Below are 16,365 nucleotides of genomic sequence, written 5' to 3' on the forward strand. Positions count from 1 at the left end.
TGGCCTGGGGGAAAAGGATTGCTCAGGTGTTTTATCGATTTCCCAAGGTGGGATATCAGCTTGGAATCAAAAGGCCAACAGCTCCACAACGGATTGCTCAGATCCTTTCTGGAGAGATGGGATATGGAGACATTGCCCAGCGTGTAATTAAACGGTTGCTCTTGCAACGTTAATTACCTGAAAGAATAAAGATTGGCCGAACGAAGTTCGATAACTAGCATTCAAGCATTTCTAATTCAAAATAAATTTTAGCGTGAGCAGTGAAGCGCTCTCTAGTGATTACGAAGAACGCAAAATAACAAGCCAAAAGCAACGTCAATCACTTCCTTGCCAAACCAATTTTTACCAAGGAAGAATTTCCCCATTGGCATGCCAAAAAGTGCCTGAGTTTTCCAAATTGAGATTGTCAATACGGGCCAACAAGCCATCAACTGACTCTTCTGGAGTGATGCCTTGAGCAGTGAATCCTGTCATGCGGGTACGCACAAGCCCTGGATGAAGAAGCGCCACGGCAATGCCTTGAGATTTAAGGTCGATAGCTAATGACTTTCCTGCCATACATAAAGCCACCTTCGACATCCTGTAGCCATAAGAACCGCCGGAACTGTTGTCATCGATCGAGCCCATGCGGCTAGTCATCAAAATAACTTTGGCTCCAGGAAGTAGATGATCCAAAAGAGCATGTGTGACACGTAATGGCCCAATGGCGTTGACCTCGAACTGACGACGAACGCTCTCGGGATCAAAATCTTTCAAATTTGTGCTTTCCAAAATGCCGGCATTGTGGATCAGCACATCGATCGGCAAGCTGCGAAGCCGTTGCTTCAAGCGCGCAATCGATCCATCTGAAGTGATCTCTACCCCAGCCTCAATACGCACGCCTAAGCCTTCCATTTGCGGCGAAGGCTTACGGCATGCAGCCACAACCACGTCACCACGTGCATGAAGCTGACGACAATATTCATAGCCAATGCCGCGATTCGTTCCTGTGATCAGATAGGTCGCCAAGAGCAGAGAAAGCAGAAGCCTATTTAGAAAATAACTTTATAGCGAGAGGGGATCTTTGCACGCATGCCAGTTGGATTGGCTGGATTGCCAACCCTGATCTCTCTCATGCTCTGATCAAACGATGCCGATCTTGCGATCAGAGCATTATTACTTTCAAGATGGCAGAAAGACTCTCCAGCTTCAACTCAGGCAAAATAAGATATTCTTCAAAGCCATAAGAAATTGTAGTAAGCACTCATCCCCAAGCTCTCTATCTTACTCGAGACAAAGCTATAAATTTTCCCACCCAGAGAAGATCGCAATCTTGACTAGAGACTTCAATAAGACCAAACGTTCTATGTCTTTCAGATAATTACTGCCAGGGGAAAGCATTGACAACGGAAAGACTCATCCCCTTATTCAGCGAGACTTCAAGCTGTTGTTAGTGCCAACGCAGCACCCAGCCCAGAACGAACATCTTCCTGAAGGAGTCGGCCATCATGGTCATGATCTAAGGCGTCAAATACCGCATCACTACCGAGCCATTCTTCTCTAGTAATACAACCATCACCATCGAGATCATTGAGCATGAAAATCTCCTGAACAACATGGCAGAAAGCCGCTCCTCCCTCCAAAACAGCTAATCGATGTGCCAACTGAGCCTCAAGAGTTTCAATCGCCTTGCTAAAGCCGCGAATCCCTTCATCCAACTTCTCAAAAGCCATGCGATCAGCCCGCATCATTGACTCAAAACTCTCCTTATCGACATGGATCTGAGACTCTGCAGCAACAGGATTGACAGCATCCAACTTACGCATCAGCGGAGCCTCTGTACTACGCAGCTGATCCAAAAGCTTTGGTGAGATGGTCAACAAATCACATCCAGCCAATTCAATAATTTCGTCAAGATTGCGGAAACTCGCACCCATGATCTCAGTCTGGTAATCATAGGTTTTGAAGTAATTAAAGATCTTGGTCACCGAGATCACACCAGGATCTTCTGGACCTGTATAAGAATCCCGACCAGTAGACGCTTTGTACCAATCAAGGATTCGCCCAACAAAAGGAGAGATCAAAGTGACTCCTGCTTCTGCACAAGCGACAGCCTGAGAAAAGCCAAATAGCAGAGTTAAGTTGCAATGAATTCCATCCTTCTCCAAAACCTCAGCCGCTTTTATGCCCTCCCAAGTAGAAGCTATCTTGATCAAAACGCGATCATTAGTAATGCCAGCATCGTTATATAGGCCAATCAGTTTGTGAGCCTTAGCGATTGTGGCTTCAGTATTGAAACTGAGGCGAGCATCCACTTCAGTGGAAACACGGCCAGGAACAATCTTGAGAATTTCCTTTCCAAAGATTACACAAATCTCATCGAGAGCCTCATGCACCACCTCCTCCACAGCTGCAGAGTTGCCCAATAACTGACGGGAGGAATGAAGAGCCTCATCGATCAAACTCTGATAAGCAGGAATCTGAGCCGCCGCAAGGATCAATGAAGGGTTGGTCGTGGCATCCCTGGGGGTGAACTTTCTAATGGCGTCCAAATCACCGGTATCCGCCACGACCACGGTCATGGTGGAAAGCTGCTCAAGGAGTGTGGCCATAAAGCAGAACGTCTCGCAAGATCTTTAAGCTAGCGGCGTTTTTTTTGCTGACAGCCCAGGTTCAGAACTCACCATCGAAGCTTTGCCAAGACTTAGCCTTTGGCCGGCTGAGAATGGGTCTGCTCAGTGCTAGGGGGAATTTTTTCAAGCACCAGCAAAGCATCAATGATCTGCTTCGCCACAGGTACCGCCACCGTGGACCCATAAGCATTGCCCCCCTGGGGTTCATCCACCACGACCAGCACCACATAGCGAGGATTATCAACAGGCAGATGGGCAACAAAGCTGCAAATCTTTGCTCCTGATAAATAGACCCCATTCAGTGCTTTCTGAGCAGTGCCGGTCTTGCCACCGATTCGATAACCAGGCGTTTTCGCCCCTTCCCCACTTCCTTTCTCTACAACCGATTCCATCCAGTCCCGCACAATCCTGGTGACATCTGGGCGCAGTAATTGATGTCCAGTTGTTGCGGCGGCGCGTGGAGCCAACGCTTCTCCCGCCCGCAATCCCCTGGTGATGTGGGGACTCACCAGGCGGCCACCATTGGCAATCAAGGCATGCAACTGAGCCAGCTTCAGTGGCGTGAGCGACAGTCCCTGTCCAAATGCCGCCGTGGCCGGCTCAATTGGCTGAGCCACGAACTGCTCCTTCGTCTTTAACTGACCTGCAATAGCCCCCGGCAGATCCGTATCGGGCTTGACATCAAGTCCTAGCCGTCGCAACCAATCCCAGTACAGCGTGGGTTTGAGCTGACGCATGATCTTCACCATGCCGACGTTGCTAGAAACTTGCAGCACCGTGGCGTAGTCGATCACCCCATGGCTCTGACGATCATGGTTGGAAATAGGCCATCCACCGATCTTCAGTGATCCGTTGTCGTTCACCTTTCCACCCGGCTGAATCACACCTTCCTGAAGAGCAAGGGCAAGGTTGATCGGCTTTAAGGTAGAACCAGGTTCATAAAGGTCCTGAACGGACCACTCGCGAAAGCGAGAGGGCGAATATTGCCAATACTTGTTCGGGTCATATGTGGGTGTTGACGCCAGCGCCAGCAACTCTCCATTGGTGACATCAATCACGATGGCCACTCCCTTCTTGGCCTTCCACTCTTTGACCTGGGCCACAAGTGCCTGCCCCGCCAACTCCTGCAAACGAGCATCCAAAGTGAGCTGCAGACTTAGATGATCGCCATAAAACACTCCCGGAGCCAGGTCGTCAGGAAGGGGGGTGCCATCCGCTCCTCGGCGCAGGCTGCGAACCTGTTCATGACGCAACAAATCCTCGTGGCGACTTTGCTCCAATCCCGCCTGTGGGACGCGATCCAAATTAAGAAAGCCCACCACGTTGGCAAAAAGAGAGCCCTGCGGATAAAGCCGCTGTGGATAAGCCTCAAGATCTAAACCACTGATACCAAGGTTGCGGATTTCATTGACGATGTCCTGATCCAATCCTTCAGCAAGCTTCACACCAGAAGGACGGTCACCAAATCGCTGCACCAATTCGGCAACAGGAATCGCCAACACCCCGGAGAGCTTGCGAGCAACATCCAGTGGCTTACGAATCAAACCGGGATCATCCCCGGGGAAATTAAAATAACGAGGATGAGCCCAAAGCCGAAAGCGTTCCTCATCGAGAGCCACCAGCCGTCCATTGCGGTCCACAATTGAACGCCGTGTCCCAATCGGTTGGGTTCGATGGGTCTGCAAATCCCTTGCACGGGCTTCAAGTTCCGGTGCTTGCAGAACCTGCAGCCAAGCCATCCGGCCCACAAGTCCAATCAGCCCAACGCAGAGGATGGAAAACACCCATCGCATCCGATGAGCAGGAACTGATTCCAACGCAATCACGCCCTGGTCACGCCTCCTAGAACTTCGTGAGCGACGAGCCTTTGAGGCAGGCATCAGTAGCCGTGATTAATGGGTTGGCCCATCAATTGGCTAAGCAGTTGCGACTCTCCAGAAACAACACCACCAGACGGATCAGCAGAGCGTTCGAGATAAAGAAGGTTGGCAACCTTTGTGGGAACCATCGACTGAGGCAACCTAGTTTCAGCCAACAAGTGACGCTCAATCATCGCGGTTGACTCCGTAAGACGATGAGCCAATGAGCGAGTGGTCTCCAGCCTGTTGAAAGCAATGGTCCAACGATGCTGCCAATGCAGCGTGAGAGCAGACATCAATGCCGCAGCAACCAAAACACCGATCAATGCACCATCAGCAGCCCGATGCAGTCCTGCCAGAACTGGCGACTGGCGAGCCAGCTTCCTTGAAGACAAGGATCCCTGGATCAGCTCAAGTGTGCGGACAGATCGTGCCCGCGAAACACCACGGTTAGCCGTTACCGAACGCTGTTGGAGTGCGGCAACCACCGAATAAGCCACTGTAATAAATCAGTGAACCACCCTCAATAGGCCTCCGCAAGGCTAAGTCGCTGACAATCACATGCTGATTGAAGAGTTCAGTTATCCGCCAAGGAGCAAAAGATTGATGAAAGTAACCCCATTCCAGAGGGCATGCATCAGCACGCAAGGCAAAAGACGACCTGAACTAAGCCTTAATAGACCGAGTCCCAAGCCCAACACAAACAGCGGGGGTAATTCACCAACACTCAGGTGAGCCACACCAAACACCAACGCGCTGGTTACCACACCCCATAGCGGACCAAAAGATTTCGCCAATACAGGCAGAAGCGCACCACGAAAAACCAACTCCTCAAAGAGAGGCGCCAGAATCACAGCGGTGGTAGCTAGCAACATCAAGGCCAATGGATCCTTGCTGCGCAGTACCAGTTCCAATAAGGGGTTACTTCCCCCTTGATCCCCCAACAGCAATCCCATCAGCCATCCAGTCAATAGAACCAACGGCATCACCATCAACCAGCCTCGACCTGCCTTCAGCAACGCTGAACCCCAAGGCTGCAGACGCCACTGCAACCATCCATCAACAGGCCGATCAGTTGCCTTCAGACTGCGCAGCTGCTGACGCAGAATCAACAATGGCGGTAGTGCCAAAGCGCCGTAGCCAATCACCACTGTCAACGCTTTGCTCAAGGGGCTGTCCAGCCCCCTAGTCATCAAGGCACTCAGCGGAGCCACGAAAGCGGGAGCAATCACCTCACCCAAGACCACAAATCCACAAGCGATCAGGAGCACCATGTCCGTTAAAGAAAGTGGTAAGGCCTGAAGCGGTGGCCAGGGAGCAACGGACTTGCGGATCAACATCCAAAGATGACGCAACAAAAGCCCAGTACCGGCAAGTAGCGCCGCCGCCGGTAAAACCACGCTCAAGACCAGCCTCAAAGCCATGCTCGATGCGACACGGGGATTCACGCAGTCATCGCGATCCCCGCCAAGAGCAAAGCAACCAACCTGCTGAAGCAAAGGGTCCCCGCTTAATGAGCCAAGCGCCTCACGATCAGCAAGTGACAGGCCCCCTTCTTGCGTACTAGCCAGTAGCACCTGCTGTAGAGGAATCAGTAACGGTGACTGCACTGAAGCAGCCAGGAGCTCACGACGTTCTGCCCCTGAAGATTGGAGTCCGGCGAGCAACAGCCTCTGGCGGTCATTCATCTGAGTGAGAGGGATCTCACCGAGAGCTTCTTGCAAAGCCAATGTTGGATCCTCACCCACCAGCAGAGGCCTAATGGCTGCAGGGACGGCCTGATCAGCAAGCAAAGCCATCTCCTGTTGCTGCATGGAGATGGTTGGGGTCACTGACGGCCTGCTGAAGCTGTCTTGCAACCCCACAAACCAAATCAAAACCGCGAACATCAGTGATACAAAAGCCAGTCCGACTTTCCAAAGCGGCTCACGGGTGTATCGCCTGATCAGGCTGAACAGGGGATCAAAGCTCAACGACCAGGCATCAATTGAAGCTGATTCTCGCTGGCCGCAGCACAGCGCGCTAACAGCTGTTCAACACTCCCTCAAGGGCATCGCCGAAGACCATCCCATACTGCGCTGGCAGGGGGCCCCATACGATGGCCGCGTCAAAACATCTTTGCCGGTGCCCCTGCGTCTTCTCCTCGTCCGTCATGGTCTGAGCAGCTTCAACCGCGAGCGACGGATTCAGGGTCGCAGTGATCTTTCCACGCTCACCTCGGAAGGCCAAGAACAGGCCCGTCAAACTGGACAAGCCCTGAAAGAAATCCAAATCAATGCTGTTTATAGCTCCCCTCTGAAGCGTGCCGCATCCACAACAACAAACCTACTAGCAAGCAAAGGCAGTGATCTCAGGCCTTGCTTCGATGATGGGCTACTGGAAATCGACCTGGCTCCATGGAGTGGTCTCTGCAGCGATGAGGTAAAGATCACATTCCCAGATGCCTATCGCACCTGGAAGCAACAACCACAGGAATTGGTTCTCAAGCGAGAAGAGGGCAATCCCTATAAACCCATTGGCGAGCTGATGGAACAGGCTCGTGAATTCCTACGGAAACTCATTCAACGTCACCCACTGGAGGGTGACGAAACAGTTCTGGTTGTTTCGCACAATTGCATCCTGCGCTGCTTAATCCTTGTTCTGCTTGGTGAGCCAGACCAAGGATTGCGACGGCTGCGCCTCGATAACGCCTCCCTCTCGGTGTTCAACCTGATACCCCTCTCAGAGCAATCCCATCAAGCACAAATCGAATGCCTAAACAGCACCGTTCACTTGCATCAGCAACTACCCAGCAAAGGAAAGGGTCCGAGACTGATCCTTGTGCGCCATGGTGAAACCGACTGGAACCAACAAGGCCGGTTCCAAGGCCAAATCGACATCCCGCTCAATAAAAATGGCTTCGCGCAAGCCGCCGCCGCCGGAGCATTCCTAAGCGATGTGTTGATCGATCAGGCCTACAGCAGTTCGATGACCCGACCAAGACAAACGGCAGAAGCCATCCTCAAGCACCATCCAGATGTCCAACTCGAAGTCACCCAGGGGCTGGTGGAAATCGGCCATGGCCTTTGGGAAGGGAAGCTGGAATCAGACATTGAAGCCGGCTGGCCTGAACTGCTAGAGGCCTGGAAACAAGCTCCGCAGACGGTGCAGATGCCCGAAGGCGAAACCATCCAGGATGTATGGAAGCGTTCCGTGGCCTGCTGGAACAAGATCGCCAACAGCCTGGTTCCAGAAGCAACAGCGCTCGTGGTAGCTCATGACGCTGTCAACAAAACGATTCTCTGCCATCTACTCGGAATGACCCCGGCTGATATCTGGGCAGTCAAACAAGGGAATGGAGGTGTCACGGTGGTCGACATCGCTACAGATCCCGGCCAACCTGCAGTGGTGACCTCTCTCAACCTCACCTCTCACCTTGGTGGTGTGCTCGATCGCACAGCTGCTGGGGCGCTCTAACGTGATGCCCGAGGCACAACTTCTAGACCCCATAAGGATCCTGCACGGGTCGGATCAACCTGTCGTTGAAGATGCTGTGCTGATCAGAGACAGCCATCTGATCGCCTTTGGAGCGCAGGCACGTAAACAGGCTCAACAGCTCGGACTGACCCCCAAATCAGCCAGCCAACAACTACTCGCCCCCTGTCTTGTAGACCCCCATTCCATCCTTGAAGATCCAATCAGTGGTCATTGCGAAACCCTTGCAAGCCTGAGACATGCAGCTGCTGCTGCCGGTTATGGCCAACTAGCTCTGCTACCCCGCAGTTCCACCTGGCGTGATCGCCCCGAAAGATTGCAGGGATTTTTAAATCCAAATAGCGATGTCGACATTCACTTGTGGGGCAGCTTTAGCAGAGATGGTGCCGGCAGCGAACTATCCCCCCACGCGGATTTACTGCAACACGGTGCAGTAGGACTGGCAAACGACGATCTAATCGTGCCGATCGCTCTCCTACAACGGGGGCTGGTGCTAGGCGAAATGGGATCAGCCCCAGTGTTAATCGCCCCCAGAGATGAAAAAATTCAAGGTGGCGGGATGGTGCGCGAAGGCGTTGAAACACTACGAGCGGGCTGGGCACCTGACCCCTTCGCCAGCGAAACCCTCCCCCTGAGACAACTTCTCGAACTTCATCGGCAGCACCCTGAACGTTCCCTAAGACTGATGAACCTGGCCACTGCCCCTGGAGTAGCCATCTTGGGGTCCTGTCCCTCCCGGCCTATGGCCAGCGTGTGCTGGTGGCATCTGGTCACTGACCAAAGCAAACTTGATCCCACAGAGCTCGGATGGAGGGTCATCCCATCTCTTGGTAGTCCTCGGGATCGAGCAGCCTTGATCAAGGCCCTCGCCAATGGCACCCTCACGGCCGTGGCTGTCCATGCCATACCCCTTGATGAGGAAGACACCCAACTGCCTCCAAATCAGCTTGAGCCTGGCCTAGCAGGCCATCAACTCGTGCTGCCTTCGCTTTGGCAAGAGCTTGTGGTCAAAGCTGGTTGGTCTGTAGAGCAGCTTTGGCATGCTCTGAGTTTTGGGCCGTCAAAAATGCTCAACCTGCCCGAAGAACGCTTGACCGTTGGCAGCCGACGCTGGCTGATGTTCGAGCCTGATCAGCTCTGGATCCAAGATCGGCACAGTGATCATGCCCCCAAAGCCGCTAATCAACCCTGGCAGGGCTGCCAACTGCAAGGCCGTGTCGTGGCATGTGGACTCAGGGAATAAGTGAGCCGAAACGATCAAAAGGCCAAAAACGCCATAAAGCGCGCCCGAGGATCTCTTTCTCAGGCAGAAATCCCCAAATTCGTCCATCAGTGCTATTGCTTCGGTTATCTCCCAGCACCAACACATGATCGCTAGGAACTGTCGCGATCAGGGAATTGCAAGGGCCCATTCCCCTGTTGGTCACAGGGCAATACTGGGTTACATAGGGCTCCTTCAGCCTCTGTCCATTCACGCTCACTTCTCCCCTGGGATTGATCGAAACCTGGTCTCCACCCACGGCGACAACACGCTTAATCCAAGCATCACAGCTGGGATTGGTTAGTCCCATCCAGTTCATAAAAGGAAGGTTCACCACAAAGCAAGGAAGGGAGCTCTGACCACTCTTCAAATTCAACGCAGAATTAAAGGAATAGGGCGTGTTAAACACCACGATCTCCCCACGACGTGGAGATCGACTGCGAAGGCTGACTTTCTCAACCAGCAAACGATCCTGGACTTGCAGCCCTGGGATCATCGATTCAGAGGGAATGTATCTCGCCTCAGCGACGTAATGACGAATGCCGAAATACAGGCCCAAAGTGAAGAAGACTGGTCCCCAGAAATCCCAAAATGGATGAGGTTTAGAGGTTGATGCTCCCTGGGGAGCAGACGCCTTATCGTTTGTGGGATGGTCCTGCTGCTGCGCGTCAGACAACTCAGCCCTGTTATGAATTCGATGCTTAACGATAAGGCCAGCCTGTCCGGCCCCTTAGCGTGATCAAAGCAACCTCGGCCCATGGTGCGTCCCCGCTGGCAAGGGTTGAAACCCTCCCCCTCGCGTAAGTTCTGGCAGCGCTGGGATCAGGTTTTGGCGCTAATCGCTGCGACCAACTTGAGTTGGATCCTCTTCGACGTTACCTACATTCCGCTACGCAATTTCTGGTTACACCGCAATCTCTATCTCCTGCCCTCAACATCGTTGATGGTGCCGTTGCCATGGTTGCCGAACGTGACGCCTTTCTATGACGTTGTTAAAGGCATCAAACCGCATAGAGATACGCAGCTTTATATCAAACGTTTCAGCCAACTCGATCAAACCGCAGCAAGGCAAGGAATCAATAGCCCTGCTTCACAACAACTACGCCTTAATCAAGTCGAGCTCACGACTCAACTGATCGATGAGAATCCGTTCGTCAGCTCTGGCAACGTCGGCACCCTTGAAAAACTAAAAAACCTACTGCGTGCAAGGGGTGGGATGGATTCCTCCAAGCAGGCAGCCGCCCATCTCTTGGGAAACAAATACCTCAACAACCTCGATTGGCAGCAAGAAAGACTGTTCTGGACCGAGAAGATTCTTCCCCTGATCGCCACCAACTATTGGCGATCGATCAACGAAAACGGGCAGCTTGTTGACTATGCCTGGCGCCTCGACACTCCCTTCCAACTTCTCTTTCTCCTCGACATCCTGCTAAGGGCTATGCGCCTGAAGCGTCGCTTCCCCGGCATTAGCTGGCGAGAGGCCCTGCTTCGACGCTGGATCGACCTGCCTCTACTCCTCCCATTCTGGAGACTCTTGCGGGTAGTGCCCGTTACCGAGCGCCTATCCAGCGCTGGGCTCATTCAGCTGGAACCTTTGCGCGCTGTCATCAGCAGGGGCGTCGTAGCCCTATTAGCCCTTGAGCTGTTTGAAGTTCTCACCTTACGCATCGTGGATGCGATGCAAGAAATCATTCGCTCACCACATCTGCCGCAACGAATCCGCAGTCTTTGTAGTCATCAATCAGTGGACAAGAACGAAGAACGTGAACTAGCCGAATTGCTTCGACTCTGGCTACCGCTGCTCCTCAGTGAGGTAGGGCCAAGCATGCGTCCCCAACTTTTGGCACTCTTTAGTCACGCCTTGCAGCGAAGTATGGATGGCGTGATCGTGCCCACTCCACTCAAAGGGCTTGCCGTCATTGAAAAGGCCGAATCCGAACTAAGCCGGCAACTTGCAGCCGGAATGATCGATACATTTCTGCAGCTCTCTCGCAATGCCGGCGACCAACTTGGCCGCAAAGATATGGTGCTAGAGCAACTAGGAGTCGATACGATTGATCGCTTCTGGGAAGAGCTCGCTCGCACCATCGAGCAGGGACCCGTTCTCGAACGTAGTCAAGAACTAATGGTGGCCTTCCTTGAAGAGTTCAAGCGCTCCAGCTTCCGCCAGCTCAGAGAACAAGGTGGGGTTAATGAATTGATCAGTGAGCTCGATGGTCTTAACTTCAGCGAGGCGAAAACGACAAGCTAAAAGCAAGAATCTAGCAATAAAATAACACTATAAGATATCATGCAAGCTACCATTAGAAGAAATCCAAAGACAGCGAGAGCCTGAAATACGCAAACAAAAGAAAACGAAATAGCGACAAGATAAACGGCCACAAAGATTAAAATTGCCTCCGCATTTAATATTGCATAGCGAGCCCTCAGCGACTTTAATCTCTTGACTTTTTGAGCCTGATCCGGATCCACTTAATTGAACTTCTTTGAAAAAGCTTGCTGCTTTATCTAGAAAATATACAACACAAACCATCTCCTTCCAGCAGCATGAATAGACAACAAGCACTATCCTTTACAGGCTGCCATCAACTTGCAGATAAAGTAGATAAATGCTTAGACAAGGCCATTATATTCGCGCACAGGGATGACTCATGGCTCGTCATACACCTGCTATCGCCATGGCAGTCAATCCCCCAGGAATAAACAATATACGAATCATCCTTCAGGTTATTGATTACTGGCTTTTACAAATTGCGAATAGCAATAATCGCACGCCCATCGTTCGCGATCTGTTTTTGTCATTTTCCCTTTAGCAGCCCTACAAAAAATTCATCGCATCAAAACAATATTTATTTTTGCCGAAATATACTCCTATTTCTAAGGGTTTACTCTTCAAGGCAGCAACGCCTCAGCCCAGACATCCGGCTTGAAGCCCACCAATACACTGCCATTTTCAGTGATCAAGAAAGGACGTTTAATCAACTTGCCATCGGAGGCAAGTGCATCGAGCGCCTCGTCATCGCTCATGGCCTTGACTGCATCCGCGCCAAGCGCGCGATAACTTACACCACTTGTGTTGAAGAGAAGTTTGCGGCTTGCTAACTGCTTACTGGCGCCACTAAGCATCTCTCGACTAGGAGGTGTCTCAACGATGTCGAAAAGATCATGCACAATTTGATGCTCCTGCAGCCAAGCCAAGGCCTTCCGACAAGTAGCGCAGCGCGAATAGCTATAAATCCTTATTGAGTTGAGCATGATTTAACTGGCCAGCAAAAAATGAACTCGTTCAATCAAGCGATTAGGGTTCATAGTTACTTTTTCAGCTTAACCTGCGCAGCTTTGGCGCAGGTCTCCAACAGAGGCTCAACAGCTTCTGAATCTCTCCAGCCACCGATATCAACAACTCGCCCCTCAAGATTTTTGTAAGTGCGGAAGAATTCAGCCACATCCTCCAGTTGACTGGCTGAAATCTGCCGAATGCTGCTGATCGACCGTTGACGGGGATCAGCAACGGGAACACACAACAACTTGCCGTCATAAGCCCCGGAATCATGCATATCAAGCACCCCGATTGGTCGTGCCCTAATCAGACAGCCAGCAAATGTGGGTTCCTCCATGATCACCATTGCATCAAGAGGTGCACCATCTTCAGCAAGGGTGTTGGGGATGAAGCCGTAATCAAACGGGTAGCGAACCGAGGAATGAAGAACCCTATCGAGGGCCATCACACCAGCCTCATCGAAATATTCGTACTTGTTCCGGCTTCCCGCCGGAATCTCCACCAACAGGTTGACCAACCCGGGTGAAGGAGATGGGAGTAGAGAGCTTAGATCCATCTTTCTCCAAGGCTGTGGGAACCATGCTTTCCCTCCCCGCAGACCGATCTGTCAAAACTGCCGCGAGGGGTACTCCAACGGTTGCGATGGCAATAGTCAAACCCAGCAACGCAATCGAAGGCGCACTCAAACTGAAAGGATCTTCAGGATCTGGTCCAATGAGACCAGAATCATGATGTGATCTGGACGGCTCCTCACCCTTAGACGAGGGGCTTGAAACTGAGGCTGGGTCAGGATCCATGCAGGGGTGGTTTAGAACGACCCGGTGTAGGGGATAGCATCAGCCACCTTCATCGGGGCGATTTCAGGGTCTGGGCAAGCCATTGCCGGAAACCGCTACAAAATATTCTGTCACCGAAAGAGACGTTATGCAGCAGGACGATCCTGCCGCTCTCGATGGGCGGCCAAATCTGACGGTGCATCATTCAATCCATCAAGCTGTGACCTAATCGCACGCAGCTCCTCAAGGATTGATCCAAGAACCTGTTGCGTTGCTGTTGAGGGGGAATTAAGAACCTCAACAGTGACTTCTTTGATCCTTAAAACATCCTTTGCGAAACGGGCGACTTCATTTGGATGAAAAAGAAGGGGATCTTTCTGATCGCTTCGATACTCAGGATTGAGCTTGCGAGGATTAAACGAAGGATTGAGGTTGCGTGGATCTGTATTTGTGTAGCGATACACCGAAGCCCTTGAACGATTCAAAGACTTCTGAACGTCATCGATCCCAACCAGCGCATCAGATTGAGCCATCACAGCATTAATATCTTTGCTCAAATCTGAAGAAGGGCTGGGCAGAGGAGAATCAGAATTGACCGAGCCATCAGACATGAGATCGACTAACCGCTTCTTGATGTTGCGCGAGATTAGCAGGTGAGACTCATCTCGTACAGGTCGATTCGGCGCCTTGAGACAGTTTCGTGATCGGCTTTTTTGGACCGCGGATGGTAGCTTCCCCCATCCACTGAGGTCCGATTCATGCGCGTCTCCCGCCTGATGCTGGTGACGTTGCGCGACATACCAGCTGACGCGGAAATCGCCTCCCATCAATTGCTGCTCAGAGGGGGATATATCCGTCGTGTGACTTCAGGCATTTATGCCTACCTACCACTGATGTGGCGGGTCCTGCGCAAAATCACAGCGATTGTGCAGGAGGAAATGGATGCCACTGGTGCTCTGGAGACCTTGTTACCTCAATTGCAGCCTGCAGAGCTCTGGCGGCTTAGTGGCCGATGGCAGGGGTACACGGCCGGCGAAGGCCTGATGTTCCACCTTGAAGACCGCCAAGGACGAGAACTCGGACTCGGCCCCACCCATGAAGAGGTGATCACAAGTCTTGCCGGAGACCTGCTGCGCTCATATCGACAGCTTCCTGTAACGCTCTATCAGATCCAAAGCAAATTCCGCGATGAGATCCGCCCACGTTTTGGCCTGATGCGCGGCCGCGAATTCATCATGAAGGACGCCTATTCCTTCCATTCCTGCGAAGCAGACCTCGCCAGGACCTACAGAGCCATGGATGAGGCCTATCAACGAATCTTCTCCCGTTGCGGACTCGAAACCGTCGCCGTGGAAGCCGACAGCGGAGCCATCGGCGGAGCCTCGTCTCAAGAATTTATGGTCACAGCGGATGCTGGCGAAGACCTGATCCTGATCAGTGGTGATGGCCTCTACGCCGCCAACCAAGAAAAGGCCGTCTCTCATCCACCAAAAGCCATCCCCCTGCCTGCTTCAAAAGTTGCCTTGCTTGATACACCCGAACAGGGAACGATCGAGACACTGTGTACCGCCCAGGGCCTTGTTCCGTCTCAAGTGGTGAAGGTGCTGGTCATGCTGGCCCGCATCGAAGATGGTGAACTTCAACCAGTCCTTGTAAGCATCCGAGGAGACCAGCAACTCAATGAGGTAAAGCTGATCAACGCCCTAAGCAGTGAACTAAACAAGGGGGTGCTCGATGTGGCCCCCATCAGCGCCGATCAAATCACTGCGCAAAAGCTTGAAGCCTGGCCCTTTGGGGCGATAGGGCCTGACCTAGACGATGCCCTGTTAAGCGGAGCCACAAGCTGGACAAAACGTTTCCTACGCCTAGCTGACCCGACAGCTACTGAGCTGAACTGTTTTGTCTGCGGTGCCAATCAAAACAATCAGCATCGAACTGGCATGACCTGGTCAAAACTCGGGGGAGTGCCCAAAAGCGTCGATCTACGCAAATCGCAGGCTGGCGATCGCTGTATCCATGACTCCAGCCAGATTCTGGAGGAGAGAAGAGGCATTGAGGTAGGACACATTTTCCAATTAGGTCGCAAGTACTCAGAAGCCCTAGAGGCCTGTTTCACCAATGACCAGGGCACTCAGGAGCCTTTCTGGATGGGGTGTTACGGCATCGGTATTTCCAGACTTGCCCAGGCCGCTGTGGAACAACACCATGACGAAGCTGGCATGAATTGGCCTCTGGCTATAGCCCCATTTGAGGTCATCATCGTGGTAGCCAACATCCAGGATGAGGTTCAGCAAAAGCTGGCCGAACAGCTTTACAGCGAACTACAAGCAGCTGATATCGAAGCGCTACTTGATGACAGGACTGAACGCGCCGGCGTGAAATTCAAAGATGCTGACCTGATCGGTATCCCTTGGCGAGTCGTGGTTGGCAGAGATGCCGCCAAGGGGCAGGTGGAACTGATTCAAAGATCCAGCCGCAAGGTTCAAATACTTTCTGCAAAACAGGCCTTTACCGCACTGGTTAAAGAGATAGCAGCGAACCAAAACACAAGGGTCTGACCAGCCATTTAAAATTCTTGGGAATGGAATGAACCGGATGACTACTGCCTTGCATCACATGGCCAAGCAGTTGATGCGGGCAGGATTGGCAATCTGCCTTGTCCTTTGCCTGATGCTCACTGCCAACGGAAGCGCCAATGCAGCCGAGATCCAATTGTCCGGAAACTATGTAGACGACACAGTCAACGTGGCTCACAACCTGCAAGACGCAATCGCCCTGTCCTCGGACGACGAAGGCTTTTCAGCAGCGCAAGAGGAGGCTCGTGACCTGAGCTACAACTACATCGCCCGATATCGGCCTCGCTCCAAGGTGAATAACCTGCAGTCCTTCACCACCATGCAGACAGCCCTCAATTCTCTAGCTGGTCATTACAACAACTTCGCCAACCGCCCCCTACCGGAAGAACTTCAAAATCGGATCACTAAAGAACTTGCCAAGGCAGAACAAACTGTATTAAGAGGCAGATAAATCAACTGCTAGGTAATCACTGTTTGACTTAAGGCAGGGATATCTGGGAAGATCCCCGTTTGTGAATAACGGCGGC

The 16,365-nt window shown here is 52.2% G+C and carries 14 protein-coding genes and 1 pseudogene; 6 read left to right on the top strand and 9 right to left on the bottom strand.

The genetic code is table 11. The annotated features are described in order from the left end of the window. Nucleotides 1–173: pseudogene (locus tag PMIT1303_RS13495) on the top strand (dehydrogenase); the annotation flags it as partial. A gap of 169 nt (nt 174–342) precedes the next feature. Here PMIT1303_RS13495 and PMIT1303_RS07890 read toward each other — a convergent pair. From PMIT1303_RS07890 to PMIT1303_RS07910, 5 genes are all read right to left on the bottom strand, one after another. After that, entirely contained in the window at nt 343–1,008 is a 666-nt protein-coding gene (locus PMIT1303_RS07890; RefSeq protein WP_063398261.1) for an SDR family oxidoreductase, read from the bottom strand. Between the two features lie 410 nt (nt 1,009–1,418). Then, nucleotides 1,419–2,591: a transaldolase gene (locus PMIT1303_RS07895; protein WP_063398262.1), complete on the bottom strand. Its 1,173-nt coding sequence runs from the start codon at nt 2,589–2,591 to the stop codon at nt 1,419–1,421. A 92-nt stretch (nt 2,592–2,683) separates the two neighbouring features. Further along, nucleotides 2,684–4,492, bottom strand: coding sequence for a penicillin-binding protein 2 (locus PMIT1303_RS07900; protein WP_063398263.1), 1,809 nt, complete (start codon nt 4,490–4,492; stop codon nt 2,684–2,686). Continuing rightward, nucleotides 4,492–4,959: a hypothetical protein gene (locus PMIT1303_RS07905; protein ID WP_074159230.1), complete on the bottom strand. Its 468-nt coding sequence runs from the start codon at nt 4,957–4,959 to the stop codon at nt 4,492–4,494. The genes PMIT1303_RS07900 and PMIT1303_RS07905 overlap by 1 nt, the downstream gene beginning before the upstream one ends. Before the next feature lie 93 nt (nt 4,960–5,052). Then, nucleotides 5,053–6,444, bottom strand: coding sequence for a CPBP family intramembrane glutamic endopeptidase (locus PMIT1303_RS07910; protein WP_304440524.1), 1,392 nt, complete (start codon nt 6,442–6,444; stop codon nt 5,053–5,055). A gap of 151 nt (nt 6,445–6,595) precedes the next feature. Here PMIT1303_RS07910 and PMIT1303_RS07915 point away from each other — a divergent pair, with 151 nt between their 5' ends. Both PMIT1303_RS07915 and PMIT1303_RS07920 read left to right on the top strand, forming a co-directional pair. Then, nucleotides 6,596–7,927 (top strand): histidine phosphatase family protein, encoded by a 1,332-nt coding sequence (locus PMIT1303_RS07915; protein ID WP_063398442.1) that lies wholly within the window; start codon nt 6,596–6,598, stop codon nt 7,925–7,927. 4 nt (nt 7,928–7,931) lie between these two features. After that, entirely contained in the window at nt 7,932–9,188 is a 1,257-nt protein-coding gene (locus PMIT1303_RS07920; protein WP_063398441.1) for a dihydroorotase, read from the top strand. Here PMIT1303_RS07920 and lepB read toward each other — a convergent pair. Next, a complete protein-coding gene (gene lepB, locus PMIT1303_RS07925; RefSeq protein ID WP_063398265.1) occupies nt 9,178–9,882 on the bottom strand; it encodes a signal peptidase I in 705 nt (234 codons plus the stop codon). The genes PMIT1303_RS07920 and lepB overlap by 11 nt on opposite strands. Before the next feature lie 81 nt (nt 9,883–9,963). On the opposite strand from lepB, the gene PMIT1303_RS07930 reads away from it, so the two are divergent. After that, entirely contained in the window at nt 9,964–11,457 is a 1,494-nt protein-coding gene (locus tag PMIT1303_RS07930; protein WP_063398266.1) for a hypothetical protein, read from the top strand. Nucleotides 11,458–12,098: 641 nt separating this feature from the next. Here the strand turns inward: PMIT1303_RS07930 and PMIT1303_RS07940 are convergent. The 3 genes from PMIT1303_RS07940 to PMIT1303_RS07950 form a co-directional block, all read right to left on the bottom strand. Next, nucleotides 12,099–12,461: an arsenate reductase family protein gene (locus PMIT1303_RS07940; protein WP_063398268.1), complete on the bottom strand. Its 363-nt coding sequence runs from the start codon at nt 12,459–12,461 to the stop codon at nt 12,099–12,101. A 56-nt stretch (nt 12,462–12,517) separates the two neighbouring features. Next, nucleotides 12,518–13,042, bottom strand: coding sequence for an inorganic diphosphatase (locus PMIT1303_RS07945; RefSeq protein ID WP_011130626.1), 525 nt, complete (start codon nt 13,040–13,042; stop codon nt 12,518–12,520). A 366-nt stretch (nt 13,043–13,408) separates the two neighbouring features. Then, the gene (locus PMIT1303_RS07950) at nt 13,409–13,873 is read right to left on the bottom strand and encodes a hypothetical protein (protein WP_011825410.1); all 465 of its coding nucleotides are present in this window, start codon (nt 13,871–13,873) and stop codon (nt 13,409–13,411) included. A gap of 147 nt (nt 13,874–14,020) precedes the next feature. On the opposite strand from PMIT1303_RS07950, the gene PMIT1303_RS07955 reads away from it, so the two are divergent. Further along, nucleotides 14,021–15,820 carry a proline--tRNA ligase gene (locus PMIT1303_RS07955; protein WP_063398269.1) on the top strand — a complete coding sequence of 600 codons (1,800 nt, stop codon included), beginning with the start codon at nt 14,021–14,023 and terminating at the stop codon, nt 15,818–15,820. Nucleotides 15,821–15,848: 28 nt separating this feature from the next. Then, the gene (psb27, locus tag PMIT1303_RS07960; protein WP_196757478.1) at nt 15,849–16,289 is read left to right on the top strand and encodes a photosystem II protein Psb27; all 441 of its coding nucleotides are present in this window, start codon (nt 15,849–15,851) and stop codon (nt 16,287–16,289) included. The last annotated feature ends 76 nt before the right edge of the window (nt 16,290–16,365 follow it).

It is taken from the genome of Prochlorococcus sp. MIT 1303 (assembly GCF_001631965.1).
Lineage (GTDB): Bacteria > Cyanobacteriota > Cyanobacteriia > PCC-6307 > Cyanobiaceae > Prochlorococcus > Prochlorococcus marinus_D.